Origin of the sequence: Pseudonocardia sp. N23 (genome assembly GCF_002583555.1) — a bacterium.
Taxonomy (GTDB): domain Bacteria; phylum Actinomycetota; class Actinomycetes; order Mycobacteriales; family Pseudonocardiaceae; genus Pseudonocardia.
Genome location: NZ_BEGX01000114.1, coordinates 542,278 through 559,738, shown reverse-complemented (window position 1 = coordinate 559,738; position 17,461 = coordinate 542,278). Strand labels below are relative to the sequence as shown.

16 protein-coding genes are annotated in these 17,461 nt (G+C 72.8%); 9 read left to right on the top strand and 7 right to left on the bottom strand.

Features of this window, described 5'->3' with window-relative positions; translation table 11 throughout:
- Positions 1-6: 6 nt before the first annotated feature.
- Entirely contained in the window at positions 7-852 is an 846-nt protein-coding gene (locus tag TOK_RS26975) for a hypothetical protein (RefSeq protein WP_098960751.1), read from the bottom strand.
- Positions 853-1,126: 274 nt separating this feature from the next.
- Here TOK_RS26975 and ehuB point away from each other — a divergent pair, with 274 nt between their 5' ends.
- The 4 genes from ehuB to ehuA are packed head-to-tail and all read left to right on the top strand — an operon-like array spanning position 1,127 to position 4,169.
- The gene (gene ehuB / locus TOK_RS26970; RefSeq protein WP_098960750.1) at positions 1,127-2,023 is read left to right on the top strand and encodes an ectoine/hydroxyectoine ABC transporter substrate-binding protein EhuB; all 897 of its coding nucleotides are present in this window, start codon (positions 1,127-1,129) and stop codon (positions 2,021-2,023) included.
- 7 nt (positions 2,024-2,030) lie between these two features.
- The gene (gene ehuC, locus TOK_RS26965) at positions 2,031-2,741 is read left to right on the top strand and encodes an ectoine/hydroxyectoine ABC transporter permease subunit EhuC (RefSeq protein ID WP_172457803.1); all 711 of its coding nucleotides are present in this window, start codon (positions 2,031-2,033) and stop codon (positions 2,739-2,741) included.
- Positions 2,738-3,391 (top strand): ectoine/hydroxyectoine ABC transporter permease subunit EhuD, encoded by a 654-nt coding sequence (gene ehuD, locus TOK_RS26960; protein WP_098960748.1) that lies wholly within the window; start codon positions 2,738-2,740, stop codon positions 3,389-3,391. The genes ehuC and ehuD overlap by 4 nt, the downstream gene beginning before the upstream one ends.
- Before the next feature lie 16 nt (positions 3,392-3,407).
- Entirely contained in the window at positions 3,408-4,169 is a 762-nt protein-coding gene (ehuA, locus tag TOK_RS26955; protein ID WP_098960747.1) for an ectoine/hydroxyectoine ABC transporter ATP-binding protein EhuA, read from the top strand.
- 79 nt (positions 4,170-4,248) lie between these two features.
- Here ehuA and TOK_RS26950 read toward each other — a convergent pair whose 3' ends face one another.
- The 5 genes from TOK_RS26950 to TOK_RS26925 all read right to left on the bottom strand — a co-directional run bounded on the left by TOK_RS26950 (position 4,249) and on the right by TOK_RS26925 (position 9,783).
- Positions 4,249-5,127, bottom strand: a complete 879-nt coding sequence (locus TOK_RS26950) for a transporter substrate-binding domain-containing protein (RefSeq protein ID WP_098960746.1) — start codon at positions 5,125-5,127, stop codon at positions 4,249-4,251.
- A 67-nt stretch (positions 5,128-5,194) separates the two neighbouring features.
- Entirely contained in the window at positions 5,195-6,661 is a 1,467-nt protein-coding gene (locus tag TOK_RS26945) for a class I adenylate-forming enzyme family protein (RefSeq protein ID WP_172457802.1), read from the bottom strand.
- A gap of 118 nt (positions 6,662-6,779) precedes the next feature.
- Positions 6,780-7,553 carry an enoyl-CoA hydratase-related protein gene (locus tag TOK_RS26940; protein WP_098960744.1) on the bottom strand — a complete coding sequence of 258 codons (774 nt, stop codon included), beginning with the start codon at positions 7,551-7,553 and terminating at the stop codon, positions 6,780-6,782.
- A gap of 531 nt (positions 7,554-8,084) precedes the next feature.
- The gene (locus TOK_RS26930; RefSeq protein ID WP_098960742.1) at positions 8,085-9,242 is read right to left on the bottom strand and encodes an acyl-CoA dehydrogenase family protein; all 1,158 of its coding nucleotides are present in this window, start codon (positions 9,240-9,242) and stop codon (positions 8,085-8,087) included.
- Positions 9,229-9,783, bottom strand: a complete 555-nt coding sequence (locus TOK_RS26925; RefSeq protein ID WP_098960741.1) for an NUDIX hydrolase — start codon at positions 9,781-9,783, stop codon at positions 9,229-9,231. Before TOK_RS26925 ends, TOK_RS26930 begins: the two co-directional genes overlap by 14 nt.
- A 29-nt stretch (positions 9,784-9,812) precedes the next feature.
- Here TOK_RS26925 and TOK_RS26920 point away from each other — a divergent pair, with 29 nt between their 5' ends.
- Positions 9,813-10,778, top strand: a complete 966-nt coding sequence (locus TOK_RS26920) for a YafY family protein (RefSeq protein WP_098960740.1) — start codon at positions 9,813-9,815, stop codon at positions 10,776-10,778.
- 52 nt (positions 10,779-10,830) lie between these two features.
- Here the strand turns inward: TOK_RS26920 and TOK_RS26915 are convergent, their stop codons facing one another.
- A complete protein-coding gene (locus tag TOK_RS26915) occupies positions 10,831-12,003 on the bottom strand; it encodes an amidohydrolase family protein (protein WP_098960739.1) in 1,173 nt (390 codons plus the stop codon).
- Between the two features lie 135 nt (positions 12,004-12,138).
- Between TOK_RS26915 and nucS the strand changes: the two genes are divergently transcribed.
- The 4 genes from nucS (at position 12,139) to TOK_RS26895 (ending at position 17,459) form a co-directional block, all read left to right on the top strand.
- Positions 12,139-12,798 carry an endonuclease NucS gene (nucS, locus tag TOK_RS26910; RefSeq protein ID WP_098960738.1) on the top strand — a complete coding sequence of 220 codons (660 nt, stop codon included), beginning with the start codon at positions 12,139-12,141 and terminating at the stop codon, positions 12,796-12,798.
- 136 nt (positions 12,799-12,934) lie between these two features.
- On the top strand, positions 12,935-14,002 hold the full coding sequence (locus tag TOK_RS26905; RefSeq protein WP_098960737.1) for an NAD(P)-dependent alcohol dehydrogenase: 1,068 nt from the start codon (positions 12,935-12,937) through the stop codon (positions 14,000-14,002).
- Between the two features lie 83 nt (positions 14,003-14,085).
- Positions 14,086-15,558 (top strand): aldehyde dehydrogenase family protein, encoded by a 1,473-nt coding sequence (locus tag TOK_RS26900; protein WP_098960736.1) that lies wholly within the window; start codon positions 14,086-14,088, stop codon positions 15,556-15,558.
- A gap of 116 nt (positions 15,559-15,674) precedes the next feature.
- Positions 15,675-17,459, top strand: coding sequence for a 3-hydroxyacyl-CoA dehydrogenase family protein (locus tag TOK_RS26895; RefSeq protein WP_098960874.1), 1,785 nt, complete (start codon positions 15,675-15,677; stop codon positions 17,457-17,459).
- Positions 17,460-17,461: the final 2 nt, after the last annotated feature.

The following is a 17,461-nucleotide window of genomic DNA, read 5'->3' as shown; positions in this document are numbered from 1 at the left end:
CGCCACTCACGACTCCTCTTCCGCCTTCTCCTCGCCGCGGCGGCGGAAGAACGAGAACCCCGGCACGCCCTGGATCGCCTGCCGGACCTCCTTGAGCACGTCGAGCAGCTCGTGGACGTCGGGTCCGACACGGTCGAGCGTCGTCAGGATCGGCATGATGTCGTTCTCGAGGTGCTCGGTGAGCTGCGGCAGGTGGTCGACGAGCCGGATCGCGGCGCGCACCTCGTCCTCCGAGAGCTCCTCGACGAACTTGCGCGCCAACGGCGCCGCCCGGGCCGACAGCGGCTTCCAGGTGGCCAGGATCTCCTGCGCCCCGTCGGAGGTCGCCGCGGCCGAGTCGACGATGTCGCCGGCCCGGCGGGCGACGAGCGCCGCACCGTCGACGACCTCGCCGGCCTGCTGCGCCACCCCGGACGCGGCACCGACGACGGTGGCCGCCTCCGTCGCGACGGAGCCGGCGGTCCGCACGATCGTCTCCGCCTCGGCGGCGACCGCGCCCGCGGTGCGCACGGTGTGCTCGGCCTGGTCGGCGACCCCGGAGACGGCCGCGACCAGCTCGTCGGCCGTCGCGACGATCGACGACGTCCGGGAGACGACGCCACCGACCTCGGCCAGCATCGCGTCGACGGAGTCCACGCTGCCGTCCACGCGGTCGAGCAGCCCGTCGACGCGGTCGGCGATCCCGGTGATGCGCCCGATCAGCGCCTCCGCGCCGTCGAGCAGGCGCCCGGCGCGCTCCGGCAGCTCACCCGCGACGCCGACGGCGTCCTCGGTCCAGGCGGCCACCGCACGGGCCCCGGCGAGGACGTCGGAGGGCCCGAGGACGGGGAGTCCGGCGATGCGTACGACCATGACCGCATCATGGCCCATCCCGGCTCCCGGGGCCGCCCGGGCAGCTCCGCCGGCCACACGTCGACAGGGGTGATACCCGCCTCGAAAGGACTTCATGGCCTCCGATCGGGTGAACGTTCGGTACCGGTCGAGGAGGCGATTGCGGTCGGATAACGACCCTCGATCGGCATCGGGTGGCGCGCCGGGCGAGCCCCTAGGTTCGGATCGGCGGCGGTGTCTCCTCGAGGGTGCCGCGCGCACAGGCCCACCGACGCGCGAGCACCGAGGAGTCGACATGACCGGCAGGACGTGGAGCAGGCGGGAGTTCTTCCGACGCAGCGCAGTGGCAGGTGCCGTGGTCCTCGGTGGACCCGCGCTGATCTCGGCGTGCACCAGCACCGGTGCGGGCGGGAACGTCCTCGACACCGCGCGCGGTGCAGGCAGGATCAAGATCGGGATCGCGGGCGAGGAGCCCTACGGCTTCACCGACGCGAGCGGCAAGGTCACCGGCGAGGCCCCGGAGGTCGCACGTGCGGTGCTGAAGTCGATCGGGATCAACGACGTCGAGGCCGAGCAGGTCGAGTTCGGCCAGCTGATCCCGGCGCTGAACGCCAACCAGTACGACATGGTGTGCGCCGGGATGAACATCACGCCGGCACGCTGCCAGCAGGCCACGTTCTCGATCCCCGACTACTCGGCCAAGACAGCGTTCCTCGTGCCCAAGGGCAACCCGCAGGGGATCACGACGTTCCAGGACGTGGCGTCGAAGAACGCGCAGCTCGCCGTGCTCGGCGCGGCCGTCGAGCAGGGCTACGCCAAGGACGCGGGTGTCCCCGACGCCGATGTCCAGGTCTTCCCCGACCAGAACGCGCTGCTGCAGGCCGTCACCGCAGGCCGGGTCGGCGCGGCCGCGCTCACCGACATCTCGCTGAAGTGGCTCGTCACCAAGAACCGTTCGGCGAACGTCGAGGTCACCGAGAGCTTCGACCCGGTCCAGGGTGGTCAGCCGGTCGTCTCCGCGGGCGGGTTCGTGTTCCGCAAGGCCGACGGCCCGCTCGTGCAGGCGTTCGACACCGCGCTCGACACCCTGCACAAGAACGGCCAGTGGGTGGCGATCGCCCAGCCGTTCGGGTTCACCCAGGCGAACCTGCCGGCGGCGGACCTCACGACCGAGAAGCTCTGCGCCGCCTGACCGGGTAGTGGTGGACAACCTCGGAACGTTCCTGTCGGTCCTGTCCCAGGGACTGCCGTTCACGATCATCGCGACCGTCGGCGGCATCGCGCTGACTATCGTGCTGTCCTTCGTCGCGGGGCTCGCGCTGCTGTCGTCGTCGCGGACCGTACGGATCATCGCCCGTGTCTACGTCGAAGGCCTGCGGGGCACGTCGGAGGTCGTGCAGCTGTTCTGGATCTTCTTCGCGCTGCCGGTGCTCGTCGGCTTCCAGATCGTGCCCATCTGGGCGGGCATCCTCGTGCTCGGGCTCAACCACGGGGCCTACGGCGCGGAGATCGTCCGCGGCGCGGTGCAGTCGGTGCCGCGCGCCCAGATCGAGGGCGCGATCGCGCTGAACCTGACGCCGGCGCAACGGATGCGCCGCGTCGTGCTGCCGCAGGCCGTCGTCGAGATGCTGCCGCCGTTCAACAACCTGTTCATCCAGCTGCTCAAGAGCACCGCGCTGCTCTCGTTCGTCTCGATCAACGAGATCACCCGGCAGGCCCAGCAGGTGCTGGTGCCGCGCTTCAACCCGCAGGCGTTCGAGATCTTCCTGCTCCTGCTGGTGATGTACCTGGTCATGTCGCTGGTCATCACCGCGGTCATGCGGACGCTCGAACGCGTCGCCGCCGCCCGCGTCGGCCGCACACCCTCGGCACGGTCGCGCCGGCAGGCGACGGGGGCGGGGGTCGCGTGAACGTCTGGGACTGGAACTTCGCCGGCCAGATCATCCCGGCGCTGCTCAACGGCCTGCGGATCACCCTCGTCGCGACGGTCCTCGGCTCCCTCATCGCGTTCGTCCTCGGGCTGGTGCTCGCGATCCTGGGACGCGGCCCGAGGCCGGTGCGGATCGTCGTCAGGGCGGTCGTCGAGTTCGTCCGCAGCACCCCGCTGCTGGTGCAGGTGTACTTCCTGTTCTTCGTGCTGCCGACGTTCGGTGTCGTGCTGCCGGCGTTGACCGTCGGCGTGCTGGCGCTGGGCCTGCACTACGCGACGTACACCTCCGAGGTCTACCGCGCGGGTATCGACGCCGTGCCCCGTGGCCAGTGGGAGGCCGCGACCGCGCTGAGCCTGCCACGCTCCCGGGTCTGGACGGGTGTCGTTCTCCCGCAGGCGGTCCCGCGGGTGCTGCCCGCGCTGGGCAACTACGTCATCTCGATGTTCAAGGAGACCCCGCTGCTCATCGGGATCGGCGTCCTCGACATCGTGGGGCAGGTCCGCGAGGTCGGCGGCCAGTCGTTCCGCTACGTCGAGGCCTACACCATCGCCGGCCTGCTGTTCCTGCTGCTGAGCTACCCGGCGTCGCTGGCCGTCCGGAGATTGGAGCGGCGCCGTGCCGTCCGCTGACCGAGCTGCCGAACCGATGATCGAGTTCGACGGGGTGGAGAAACGCTTCGGCGACCACGTCGTGCTCTCCGAGCTGAGCTTCGCCGTCGCCCCCGGCGAGCACGTCTGCCTCATCGGCCCGTCGGGCTCGGGCAAGACCACGATCCTGCGGCTGCTCATGACCCTGGAGAAGGTCGACGCCGGGACGATCACCGTCGGCGGGACGTCGTTGTCGCACATGGACAAGGGCGGAACGCTCGTGCCCGCCGACGACAAGCACGTCCGCGAGGTCCGCAAGCGCATCGGCATGGTGTTCCAGCAGTTCAACCTGTTCCCCAACATGACGGTGCGCGGCAACCTCATCGAGGCGCCGACGCGTGTGCTGGGGTTGTCGAAGGAGGAGGCGACCGCCCGCGCCCAAGAGCTGCTCGACCTCGTCGGCCTCGGCGACCGGATGGACTCCCACCCCACGCAGCTCTCCGGCGGGCAGCAGCAGCGCGTCGCGATCGCCCGGGCGCTGGCCATGCGTCCCGACGTCCTGCTGCTCGACGAGGTGACCTCCGCCCTCGACCCCGAGCTCGTCGCCGGCGTCCTGACGCTCCTGCGTGACCTCGGCGCCTCGACCGACATCACGTTCCTCTGCGTGACCCACGAGATGGGCTTCGCCCGCGACTTCTCCGACCGCGTGATGATGTTCGACGGCGGCCGTGTCATCGAGGACGCCGCCCCGGAGAAGCTCTTCACCGCGCCGGAGCACGAGCGGACGCGAGCCTTCCTGCACGCGGTCGTCGACCGCTGAGGGCCGAGCTCGCGCGCTGCAGGAACGGCGCTCTCCTGCCGCTGGGCTGCAGGAAAGCGCCCTTCCTGCAAAGAAGGGGTCAGGCTGTCCCCGCGCAGAGTGCGGTCGTCGTCAGGGAGGCGGGCGGCAGGTTCGCGCCCGTGAACCCGAAGGGCGACGCCGCGCGCAACCACTCGCCGGATGCCTGCGCGGCGGTGAGCGCGTCGTCGAACGCCGCGACCAGGTCGGCGTCCCCGCGGCGGAACGCGAACCCACCCGCGGGTACCACGTCGCGGCCGCCGATCGTCACGCGGAACTGCCGCGTCACCTGCAGCTGACGGCCGGGGTTGCGGCGCAGCTCGTCGAGCAGCGAGATGCGCGTCGCCACCACGGCGTCGACCCGCTGGTCGGCGACCGCCCGGACCAGCGAGCTCTGCGCATCGAAGGTGGTCGTCATGTCGTCGGGGATGCCGGAGGCCGTCGCCCAGGCCTGCTCCGCGGACCCGGCGAGCACCCCGAGCCGCGCCCGGGCGGCGACGATGTCGGCGAACGACCGCAGCCCGGCGGGACCGTCCCGGCGCACCATGAACGCGGGTGGGGCGACGAAGTCGGGCCGGGAGAACGCCACCCGCCCGCACCGTTGCGGGCTGATCGTCATACCGGCTGCGACCAGGTCGACGTCACCGCCGACGAGCGAGTCCAGCAGCTGGTCGAACGGCACCTGCACGGCCTCGATCCCGTCGACGCCCACCGCGCGCAGGACGAGCCGCGCGACCTCGGGGCTCTCCCCGGTGACCCGGCCGCCCGCGTCGGAGAACCCGTAGGGCTGCTCACCGGCGATCGCGACCCGGGCGACCCCGGACCCCCGGATCCGCTGCAGGGTCCCGGCGAGGTCGGTCCGGCCGCAGCCGGCTCCACCCGCGAGCACGGAGGCGCTCGCGGCGCCGAGGGCCACGAGCAGCCGGCGTCGGGTCAGCATCGCGGGCGACCCTAGGCGACGTCCGCGGCGCGCGCCCGTCCTGGGTGTCGTCGTCGCAGGTCAGCAGTCACTCACGGGGCTCGTGGAGGTCGTGGTGGGCAACCTTTCCGCTGCCGGTGAGTGGCAGCGCGTCGCGGAAGTGGATGCGGGCCGGGATCTTGTAGGCGGCGATCCTGCCGGTGAGGAACTCGGTCAGGTCGTCGGCGGACAGCCTCCGTCCCGGTCGGGGCACCACGAACGCAACCGGGACCTGGCCCTCCTCGGCGTCGGGTGCGGCGACGACGGCGCAGGCCGCGACGTCGGGGTGCTCGTCGATCGCCGACTCCACCTCGCCGGGCGTGATCTTCGACGTGCGGCGCACGATGATGTCCTTGAGCCTGCCGCGGAACCACCACACACCGTCGGCGTCGGCCTCGCCCAGGTCGCCGGTGTGCAGCCAGCCGTCGGTCAGCGAGTCGCGGGTCAGGACCTCGTCGTCCCAGTAGCCCGTCATGAGCATCGGGCCACGGACGAGGATCTCCCCGGTCGCGGCGTCGGTCCGCAGCCGGGCGCCGCCGACCGGCACGCCGATGCAGCCGTCGCGATCGGTGCGGGGTGCGCGCTGGATCGTCAGCCAGATCGCCTCGGTCATGCCGTAGCCGACGGCGATCGGCCGGCCGGCGATCGCGAGGAAGTCGCGCTGCAGTGCTGCGGGGACGGTGTCGCCGCCGGTGTAGACCCCGCGCAGGGACGCGAACCGGTCGGCTGTGGCCCGCGGGTCGCGCACCACCTGGGCGAGCAGGTCGATGTGGGTGCAGACGAGCGTCGGCCGGTGGGTGAGCAGCCCATCGACGTAGGTGTCGAGGTCGAACCCGTCGTGGAGGGCGACGGTGCCGCCGCCGCGCAGCGTCGTCAGCGTGCCGATGAACCCGCTGACGTGCACCTGCGGTTCGCACACCTGCGTCACGTCGGCGGGACCCACGTCACCCATCGCCTCCGATGTGCTCGCCAGCATGGCCAGCGCCGACCGCTGGGAGTGCACGACGCCCTTCGGTGTGCCCGTGGAGCCCGAGGTGAAGAACATGACCGCGGGTGCGTCGGCGCCGGGGACGGGCAGGGCGGTGGTCGCGGCCGGGCCCGTCGGGACCTCGCCGTCCGACACCACGACCTGCTGCACCCCCGCGAGGACGGCCGGGTCGACGCGGTCGAGCAGCGGCAGCCGCGACGCGTGCACCACCAGCCACGACGGCCGGGCCCGGCGCAGCGCGCGCTCGATCTCGGGCGGGGCGAACCGCGAGTTGAGCGGGGTCGCGACCGCACCCGCCGCGAAGCAGGCGAGGTAGCCCACGACCGTCGCGGGGGAGTTGGGCAGCATCAGCGCGACGCGTCCGCCCGCGGCGCCCGCGGCGTGCAGGCGGGCGCCGAACGCGGTGGCCGCCGCGGCCAGCTCGCCGTAGGTCCACGTGCGCTTCTCGTGGACGAGCGCCGCCCGGTCCGGGTCCCGGCGGGCGTGCGGGCCGATGAGGTCGTGGAGGGCCGCGTCGTCGCTGCTCACGGGCGTCATCCTGGCGGGCGGCCCGTCCGCGATCAGCCGCCGTCCGAGTACACCGCGCGCACCCTCACGGTCGTCCCGGAGCGGGTCCACGCCGGTGAGGGTGCGTGCGACGCAGGACCTAGTCCGACCAGACCGGGTGGCGCTTCTCCAGGAACGACGCCATGCCCTCCTTGGCCCCCGGCGACTGCGACATCGAGGCCATGACCTCGACGGCGATCCCGTAGGCGTCGGCCTCGGGGCGGTCGAGCTGGGAGTACAACGTCTGCTTGCCGACGGCCTTGCCGAAGCGGCTGCCGCGGGTCGCGCGGGTGAGCAGGTCGTCGACGCGGGCGTCGAGCTCGTCGTCGGGGACCGCGTAGTTGACCAGTCCCCAGTCGGCGGCGGTGGCGGCGTCGACGACGTCGCCGGTGAGCGCCATCTCCATGAGCCGCTTGCGGCCGACGTTGCGCGCCACCGGGACCGCGGGGGTGTGGCAGAACCAGCCGCCCTTCCCGCCGGGCAGGGAGAAGCCCGCGGACTCGGCGGCGACCGCGAGGTCACAGGTCGCGACGAGCTGGCAGCCCGCGGCCGTCGCCAGCGCGTGCACCCGGGCGATCACGACCTGCGGCACCGACTCGATGGTGCGCATCAGCGTCGTGCACAGCTGCAGGAGGTCGCGCACGCCGGCGAGGTCGCGGGAGGAGACGTCGGCGAAGTCGTGGCCGGCGGAGAACACCTTGCCCTCGGCGCCCAGCACGATGCCGGTGGCGTCGGACTCCCCGGCCTCGGTGAAGGCGCGCAGCAGCTCGCGCAGGTGCGGCTCGGACAGCGCGTTGCGCCGCTCGGGCCGGTTCATCGTGATCCGGACGGTGTCGCCGTCCTGCTTGACGAGCAGGTACTCGTAGTCCGCCATGCCCGCGACGCTACGGCCTCGAGGGCGCCCGCTCCACCTCGGCGACCCGGAGGTGCTCGGCCGGCTCGCGCACGAGGCGGCGGACTCGATGGGGGAGGCAGGGACCGGCGGGCCGAGTTGATCGCCCACCCGATCTCGTGCACGACCCGACCGACAGCATCGTCACCGGCGACGGTGCCGACCACACCCGGCTGCACACGCTCGTCCCACGCGCGTTCACCGTGCGGCGGGTGGGCGGGTTGCGCCCCCGGGTGGAGGAGAGCGTCGGCCGTCGACCCGCCGGAGCAGGTCCGGCTGCCGGTGCCGGGGATGCGCCGGCTGGAGAGCGTCCCGCTCGGGGTGGGCGTCAGCTGCCGGTGCCCGCCGCGACCGGGTCGATGAATAGGTCGGGCCGCCAGCGGCGCCACCCGACCGTGATCGTCGCGAACCGGACGATGCCCACATGTCCACCGCCGCAACGGGTTGCGGCGCGTACGGGGCCGAGACCCACATCGACGACGTACAGGCCGGCCGGACGGCCTACGAGCGTCGCTAGTAGGACTTCGGCAGGCCCAGCGTGTGCTGGGAGACGTGGTTGAGCACCATCTCCCGGCTCACCGGCGCGATCCGGGCCGCGCGGACCGCCCCGATCAGCCCCCCGACCCCGTACTCCAGCGACATCCCGTTGCCCCCGTGGGCCTGCACCGCCGCGTCGACGGCCTTGATCGCGGCCTCGGCGGCGGCGTACTTGGCGACGTTGGCGGCGTCGCCGGCGCCGCGGTCGCCCACGTCGTAGAGGAACGCGGCGCGGGTGGTGGCCATCCGGGCGAGCTCGACGTCGATGTGCGCGGCCGCCAGCGGGTGCGCGATCGCCTGGTGCGCGCCGATCGGGGTGCCCCACACGTCGCGGTCGCGCGCGTAGGCCACCCCCTTGCCCAGCGCGTAGCGCGCCAGCCCGTTGGAGTAGGCCGCGACGGTGATGCGCTCCGGGTTCAGCCCCGCGAACAGCGCCGACAGCCCGGCCTCCTCGCCCCCGACGAGCGCGTCGGCGGGCAGGGGCGCGTCGTCGAAGAACAGCGTGAACTGCTTCTCCGGGCTGACGATCGCCATGTCGATGGGCTGGTAGGTGACACCCGGGGTGTCGCGCGGCACGACGAACATCGCCGGGCGCAGTGTGCCGGACGCGGCGTCCTCCATGCGCGCGACGACCAGCGTCGCATCGGTCTCGTCGACGCCGGAGATGTAGTACTTGTGCCCCGAGAGCCGCCAGCCGCCTCCCGCGTCGCGGCGCGCGGTCGTCGTGATGCGGTGGGAGTTGGAGCCCGCGTCGGGCTCGGTGATCGCGAACGACATCCGCAGCGAGCCGTCGGCGAACCCGGGCAGCCAGCGCTCCTTCTGCTCCGCTGTACCGGAGGTGGCGATGACGGTCGCGACGATCGCGGGGGAGACGACGATCAGCAGCAGCGGGCAGCCCGCTGCGGCGATCTCCTCGGCGACGATCGCCAGCTCGACCATCCCCGCCCCGCCGCCGCCGTACTCCGGCGGGACCGCGACACCCAGGTAGCCGGCCTTGCCCGCCTCGGCCCACAGCTCGGTCGTCTTCTCGCCCGACTTCGCCTTGGCCAGGAAGTACTCGCCGCCGAAGCGCCCGGCCAGCACGGCCACGGACTCGCGCAGCAGCTGCTGCTCGTCGGTCTCACGCAGATCCACGATGGCCCCCGTTCCGGTCGCGCAGCATCAGGAGTGCGTACGCGGCGAGCGTCTGGGCGTCGGCGACGGCGCCCTCGTCGATCATGGCCTCGAACTCCGCCGGCGTGAACCACCCGGCGCGCATGTCGGCCTCGGTCGCCTCGCGCTGCGCCGGGCCCTGGGTCAGCTCCGTGGCCAGGTAGACGTGCCCGCGCTGGCTCGACATCCCGGGCGCGACGTCGATCGTGCCGAGCAGCTCCATCCGGCCCGCGGCGAGCCCCGTCTCCTCGACCAGCTCCTGCACGGCGAGGTCGTCGGGGTGGGGGGCGGCGCGGTCGGGGGCCGTGCCCGCGGGGAACTCCCAGCGGCGGGCGCAGACGGGGTAGCGGAACTGCTCGACCAGGTGCAGCCGGCCCTCGTCGTCACGAGGGACGACCAGCGCGTACGTCGGTTTGTCGATGACGCCGTAGATGCCGTTGCTGCCGTCGGCGCGACGGATGGCGTCCTCCCGGACCGTCATCCAGCTGTTGGCGTAGACCTGCCTGCTGCTCACCTGCTCCACAGACGCGAGTCTGCCGCGATGATGGGCCCGTGCGCGCGTCCCGGTTGATCGCCATGCTGTTCGTCCTGCAACGGCGCCGGTCGGCGACTGCGGCCGAGCTCGCCGTCGAGCTGGAGGTCTCCGAGCGCACGATCTACCGCGACGTCGCCGCGCTCGTCGAGGCCGGGGTGCCGCTGTGGACCGAGGGCGGGCACGGCGGCGGGATCCGGCTCGTGGACGGCTGGCGGAGCCGGCTCGACGGGCTCACCGCGCAGGAGGCCGCCGCGATGCTCGCGACCGCCGCGCCGCAGCTGCTCTCCGCGCTCGGGATGGGATCGGCGCTGGTCGCGGCCCAGTCGAAGATGCTGGCGACGCTGCCCGCCGACCTCAGCGAGCACGCCCGGCGCATCGCCGAGCGCGTCCACCTCGACGCCCCCGGCTGGTTCCGGACCCCCACCGAACCGCCCCACCTGGCGACGCTCGCGCAGGCGGTCTGGGCCCAGCGACGGGTGCGGATCGGCTACCAGCGGGGGTCGGCCCAGGTCGGCCGGGTCGTCGAGCCGCTGGGGCTGGTCCTCAAGGCGGGGGTCTGGTACATGGTCGCCGCCGTGGACGGCGACGTCCGCACCTACCGTGCGGACCGGGTGGCGGCCGCCGAGCCGACCGGCGAGCCCTTCGAGCGTCCGCCGGGCTTCGACCTGCCCGGCTGGTGGGCGGAGTCGGCGGCCCGGTTCGCCGGGACCATGCTGCGCGACACCGTCCGCGTCCGGCTCTCCCCACGTGGCCTGCGGGCGTTGCCGCACGTCACCGACACCGACGCGGCGACCGCTGCCGTCGCCACGGCCGGCCCACCCGACGAGGACGGCCGCCGTGAGGTGACGCTGGAGGTCGAGTCGATCGAGGTCGCCGCCGGGCAGCTCATGGCGCTCGCCGGTGAGGTGGAAGGCCTGCACCCGCCCGAGCTGCGGACACTGCTGGCCGCCCACGGCCGCGCACTCGCCGAACGGAACTCGTGAGGCGGGCCCGCACGGGCGCCCGATCCCGGGGCGCGGGCCGGGCGGCGGTCGCTCACACGGGCTGTCCGGCGACCAGGACGTGCTGCGGCGTGAGCAGCGCCGTGATGTCGGTGAGCGGGTCCCCGGCGACCGCGAGCAGGTCGGCGTCGTAGCCCGGTGCGATGCGGCCCTTGCGGTCTCCGAGGCCGCACACCGTCGCCGCCACCGACGTCCCCGCGGTCAGCGCCTGCAGCGGCGTCATCCCCAGCTCGGTGAGATGGACCAGCCCGAGCGGGAGCACGCCGTGCGGCTTCGGCGGGGCGATCCCGGCATCGGTCCCCGCGACGACGAGCGCGCCCGACCCGCAGATCGCCGCGGCCACCGCGAGGATCGCGGGCAGATGGCGACGGATGTCCGGCGGCGGTTCCATGCCCGGCACGACCTTCAGCCCGACCGTCAGCCCGACCGCGATCCGCCGCCGCACCAGCGTCGCGAGCAGCTCGTCGTCGAGGCGCGGGCCGTCGGTGGTCATGAACGTGGCGTGCTCGATGCCGTCCACCCCGGCGTCGAGGGCGTCGCGGACCGCGTCGACGGCGTGCGCGTGCGCGGTCACCGGCAGCCCGTGCGCGTGGGCCTCGTCGACCAGCGCACGCACCACCTCCGGCGGGAACTGCGTCGCGTCCCAGCGCGTGCCCGGCGTCATCTGCCCCCCCGACGCCATCACCTTGATCACGTCGACACCCCGCTCGGCGTGCTCATGCACCGCGGCCCGGACCCCGTCGACCCCGCTGACGGCGGAGCCCAGGAAGTGGCAGTGCCCGCCCGGTGAGGTGATGGGCGGGCCCGCGGCGACGATCGTCGGCAGCTCCCCGGGCGCGGCCTTCGCCCGCAGGTCCAGCGTCAGGTAGTCGCGGTCGCCCAGGTCGCGGACGGTGGTCACCCCCGCCCGCAGCTGCGCCGCGCACGCCTGCGCCATCTGCTCCAGGACCTCCTCGCGGTCGCGGCCGGCGAGCGCCGCCACCGGATCGGGGCCGGCGTCGAACCCCAGGTGGACATGGGTGTCGACGAGCCCGGGCAGCAGCGTCGCCCCCGGCAGGTCGACGAGCTCGACGCCCGGCGGCGGCGAGCCCCGGCCCCCGGTCTCGACGGAGGCGATCCGCCCGTCCTCGACGACGACGAGGGGACCGGTGGCGGTGGTCGCGCCGTCGAACAGAGCGGCGGCGCGCAGAGCGATTCGGCTGGTCATGCCGTATTCCTAGAACCGCGTCCGGCCGGTGCCATCGGTGGAACCACCGAACCCGCCACGGGCCCGGCCCCGCCGTCACGCGGGGCGCCGAGGGGGCGTCCGACGGGGCGCCGGTCACCCCCTAGGGTCTCGGGGGTGCGTCTCGTCATTGCCCGCTGTCAGGTGGACTACGTCGGCCGGCTGACGGCGCACCTGCCCATGGCTCCCCGGCTGCTGCTGGTCAAGGCCGACGGCTCGGTGTCCGTCCACGCCGACGACCGGGCCTACAAGCCGCTCAACTGGATGAGCCCGCCGTGCTGGCTCGAGGAGCAGCCCGGCGTCTGGACCGTCCGCAACAAGGCCGACGAGTCGCTCGTCATCACCATCGACGAGGTCCTGCACGACACGAAGCACGAGCTCGGCGTCGACCCCGGGCTGGTCAAGGACGGCGTCGAGGCCCACCTGCAGGAGCTGCTCGCCGCCCACCCCGAGGTGTTCGGCGAGGGCCACACGCTGGTCCGTCGCGAGTACATGACCGCCATCGGCCCGGTCGACCTCCTGCTGCGCGACGCGTCCGGGGCGAGCGTCGCCGTCGAGGTCAAACGGCGAGGCGAGATCGACGGCGTCGAGCAGCTCACCCGCTACCTCGAGCTCATGAACCGCGACCCGCTGCTCACACCCGTCGCCGGGGTGTTCGCTGCGCAGCAGATCAAGCCGCAGGCCCGCACCCTCGCCGAGGACCGCGGGATCCGCTGCCTCGTCGTCGACTACGACGCGCTGCGCGGCGTCGAGGACCCGTCGCTGAAACTGTTCTGACGGACGGGCCCCGCCGGCCCCTTTTCTCGGCACCCGGGAATCGCGGTCGCGCCCGTCGCCAACCGCCGCGCTCTCCACGAGGGTGGGACCCGCGACGCCCACAGCGCAGTGGGCGGGAATCAGGGGATCTCATCTCATGACCGACACCATGCGCGCACTCATCATCGAACGGGTCGGCGCGACCGCCGTCGTCGACAAACCCATTCCGGAGCCGGGTCCGGAGGAGGCGATCGTCCGCACCACCGCGGCGCTGATCTGCACCTCGGACGTCCACACCGTCAAGGGGGCGCTCCCGGTCCCGGACGGACGCACCCTCGGCCACGAGTCCGTCGGGGTGATCCACAAGCTGGGCTCGGCGGTCAACGGCTGGACCGAGGGCCAGCGCGTCGCCGTCAACGCCGTGACGCCCTGCTACCGCTGCGCCTACTGCCAGCGCGGCTTCACCAGCCAGTGCGGCGGCGCGCTCGGCGGCTACAAGTACACCGTCCAGATGGACGGCAACATGGCCGAGTACTTCGTGGTTCCCGCGGCCGAGGCGAACCTCACCGCCATTCCGGACGCCCTCAGCGACGCGCAGGCCGTCTACAGCTGCGACATGCTCTCGACGGGGTTCATGGGCGCCGAGCACGCCCGGATCAACTTCGGCGAGACCGTCGCGATCTTCGCCCAGGGCCCGGTCGGGCTCAGCGCCACGATGGCTGCCAACACCCTCGGCGCCGGGCGGATCATCGCCGTCGAGTCCCGGCCCGAGCGCCAGGCGCTGGCCAAGCGCTTCGGTGCCGACGACATCGTCGACTTCTCCCAGGGCGACCCCGTCGAGCAGATCATGGAGATGACCGGCGGCGAGGGCGTCGACGCGGCGATCGAGGCCTTCGGGTTCCCGCAGACCTTCGAGGCCTGCCTGCGCGTCACCAAGGCCGGTGGGCGGGTGTCGAACATCGGCTACCACGGCGAGAACCCCGCGCCGCTGCAGCTGCCGCTCGACGCCTTCGGTCTCGGCATGAACGACAAGGCCATCCACACCGGTCTGTGCCCGGGCGGCAGCGAGCGGATGGGCCGGATGTTCCAGCTCATGCTGTCGGGCCGCATCGACCCGACACCGATGACGACCCACACCTTCGGCTTCGACGACGTCTCCCGCGCCTTCGAGATGATGACCAGCAAGGAGGACGGCATCATCAAGCCGCTCATCACGTTCGCCTGATCCGTCCGTGGTCCGGCCGGCCGCGGCCCGCTCGGGTCGCGGTCGGCCCCCATGACGTGCGCCGACCCGGTTACTGTGGAGTAATGACCGCCACCGACGCCGCCCCGCGGACGTTCGAGTCGCAGGACCCGCGCACCGGAGAGGTCGTGGGCACCCATCCCGTGCACGACGCCGCCGCCGTCGCGGCCGCCGTCGACCGGGCGACGGCCGCCGCGCAGTGGTGGGCCGGCCTCGGGTTCGACGGCCGCCTCCCCAAGCTCGCCGCATGGCGGTCGCTGCTGGCCAAGCGCATCGACGACCTCGCCGGCGTCATCGTCACCGAGACCGGCAAACCCCTCGACGACGCCCGGCTCGAGCTGATCCTCGCCGTCGACCATCTCGACTGGGCCGCCCGCAACGCCAAGCGCGTCCTCGGCAAGCGCACGGTGCGCCCCGGGCTGATGGGCGCCAACCAGGCCGCGACGGTGTCGTACCCGCCGGTCGGCGTCGTCGGCGTCATCGGCCCGTGGAACTACCCCGTCTTCACCCCCATGGGGTCCATCGCCTACGCGCTGGCGGCAGGCAACACCGTCGTCTTCAAGCCCAGCGAGCTCACCCCGGGTGTCGGCCGCGCGCTCGCCGACACCCTCGCCGAAGCCGTCCCCGACGCGCCGCTGCTGCAGGTCGTCACCGGCTTCGGGGAGACGGGCGCGGCGCTGTGCCGGGCGCGGGGCGTCGGCAAGATCGCGTTCACCGGCTCCACCGCCACCGGGAAGAAGGTCATGGCGGCGTGCGCGGACAACCTCGTCCCCGTCCTCATCGAGTGCGGCGGCAAGGACGCGATGATCGTCGACTCCGACGCCGACATCGCCGCCGCCGCCGACGCCGCCGTGTGGGGCGGCATGTCCAACGCCGGCCAGACCTGCGTCGGCGTGGAACGGGTCTACGTCCTCGACGACGTCGCCGACGCCTTCAACACCGAGGTCGCCAAGCGCGCCGCGACGCTGCGGGCGGGGGAGTCGTTCGGGCCGATGACCATGCCCGCGCAGGCCGGGATCGTCGAACGTCACGTCCGCGACGCCATCGCCGCGGGCGGGACCGCGCTCGTCGGCGGGCCCGGGTCGGTGCGCGACGGCTTCGTCGACCCTGTCGTGGTCGCCGACGTGCCCGAGGACAGCGTCGCCGTCACGGAGGAGACGTTCGGGCCGCTGCTCGTCGTCAACCGGGTACCCGACGTCGACGAGGCGGTACGCCGCGCCAACGGCACCGGCTACGGGCTCGGGGCCTCGGTGTTCTCCAGGGCCCGCGGCGAGGAGATCGCCGACCGGCTGCGCTGCGGCATGGTCGCGGTCAACGGCGTCATCTCCTTCGCGGGCATCCCCGCGCTGCCGTTCGGCGGCGTCGGCGACTCCGGCTTCGGCCGCATCCACGGCGACGACGGCCTGCGCGAGTTCGCCCGGGCCCAGGCGGTGGCCCGCCAGCGGTTCGCCCTACCTGTCCCTCTGACCAGCTTCCGGCGGCCGGCCTCGGCGATGAAGGGCCTGGTCAGGATGACGAGACTGCGCCTGGGGCGCTGACCGGACGGGTGTTCCGCGCGACATGCGTGGTATCCCGAGCGCTCGGGATGGGAGGATCGCAGCCGAACAGGTCGGTCCCTCTGGTGGGTCCCTCGAAGATGCGGGAGGTCGTAGGCGTGACACGGGAGTTCCGGACGGTCGGGGTCGTCGGGCTGGGCACGATGGGCGCCGGCATCGTGGAAGTCTTCGCGCGCAACGGCCTACAGGTCATCGCCGCCGAGGTGACCGACGACGCCGTCGAACGCGGCCGCACCCACCTCGAGACGTCGACGACACGCGCCATCGAGCGCGGCAAGCTGTCCCGCGAGGACGCCGACGAGCTGCTCGGCCGCATCAGGACGACCACCTCGCTCGCCGACCTCGCCGACTGCGACCTCGTCATCGAAGCGGTGCCCGAGCACCTCGACCTCAAGTCGGCGATCCTCGCCGAGCTCGACAAGGTCGTCGCACCGACGGCGATCCTCGCGTCCAACACGTCGTCGCTGTCGATCACCGAGCTCGCGGTGCGGACCGGGCGTCCCGGCAAGGTCGTCGGGATGCACTTCTTCAACCCGGCACCCGTGCAGAAGCTCGTCGAGCTCGTCCGCTCCGTCGTCACCGAGCCCGACGTCGTCGACGATCTGCGGGCCTTCGCCGCGACGCTGGACAAGGTGCCCGTCGTCATCGGCGACCGCGCCGGTTTCATCGCCAACGCGCTGCTCTTCGGCTATCTCAACCACGCCGCGCGCATGTACGAGTCCCGCTACGCCAGCCGTGAGGACCTCGACGCCGCCATGCGCCACGGCTGCGGCTACCCCATGGGCCCGCTGGCGCTGCTCGACCTCATCGGCCTCGACACGGCCTACGAGATCCTCGACACGATGTACCACGAGTCGCGGAACCTGATGCACGCCCCGGCGCCCGTGCTCAAGCAGATGATCACTGCCGGGCTGCTCGGGCGGAAGACCGGCCGCGGCTTCTACACCTACGCCAAGCCGCACAGCTCCAAGGTCGTCCCCGACGCCGACACCCCCACCGGCGCCGTCCCCGCCGACGTCACCCTGCGCGACATCGCCCGCGTCGGCGTCGTCGGCACCGGCACGATGGCCGCCGGGATCGTCGAGGTCTTCGCCAAGGCCGGCTACGACGTCGTCGTCCGCGGCCGCAGCGACTCCAAGGCCGAGGCCGCTGTCGCGGCCGTCCGGAAGTCGCTCGACAAGGGCGTCGTCCGCGGCAAGCTCAGCGAGGCCGATCGCGACGCCGCCCTCGCCCGCATCAGCGCCACCACGAGCCTCGAGGACATGGCCGACGTCGACCTCGTCGTCGAGGCAGTCGCCGAGGAGCTCGACGTCAAGCGAGCCGTCTTCGGCGCCCTGGACGACATCTGCAAGCCCGGCGTGATCCTCGCGACCACCACGTCGTCGCTGCCCGTGGTCGAGTGCGCCGCCGCGACCTCACGGCCCGCCGACGTCGTCGGCCTGCACTTCTTCAACCCGGCGCCCGTCATGAAGCTCGTCGAGGTCGTGTCCACCGTCACCACCGACCCTGGCGTCTCCGCCACCGCTGTCGCCCTGTGCGAGAAGCTCGGCAAGGTGGCCGTGTCCTGCGGCGACCGCGCCGGGTTCATCGTCAACGCGCTGCTGTTCCCGTACCTCAACGACGCCGTCAAGATGCTCGAGGCGCACTACGCCACGGCCGACGACATCGACGCCGCCATGAAGACCGGGTGCGCCCTGCCGATGGGCCCCTTCGAGCTGCTCGACGTCGTCGGCCTCGACGTGTCCCTGGCGATCGAGAAGTCGCTGTTCCTGGAGTTCCGGCAGAGCGGGTTCGCCCCCGCGCCGCTGCTGGAGCACCTGGTGACGGCCGGACGGCTGGGCCGCAAGACCGGGCACGGGTTCCGCGACTACGCCGGACGCTGATC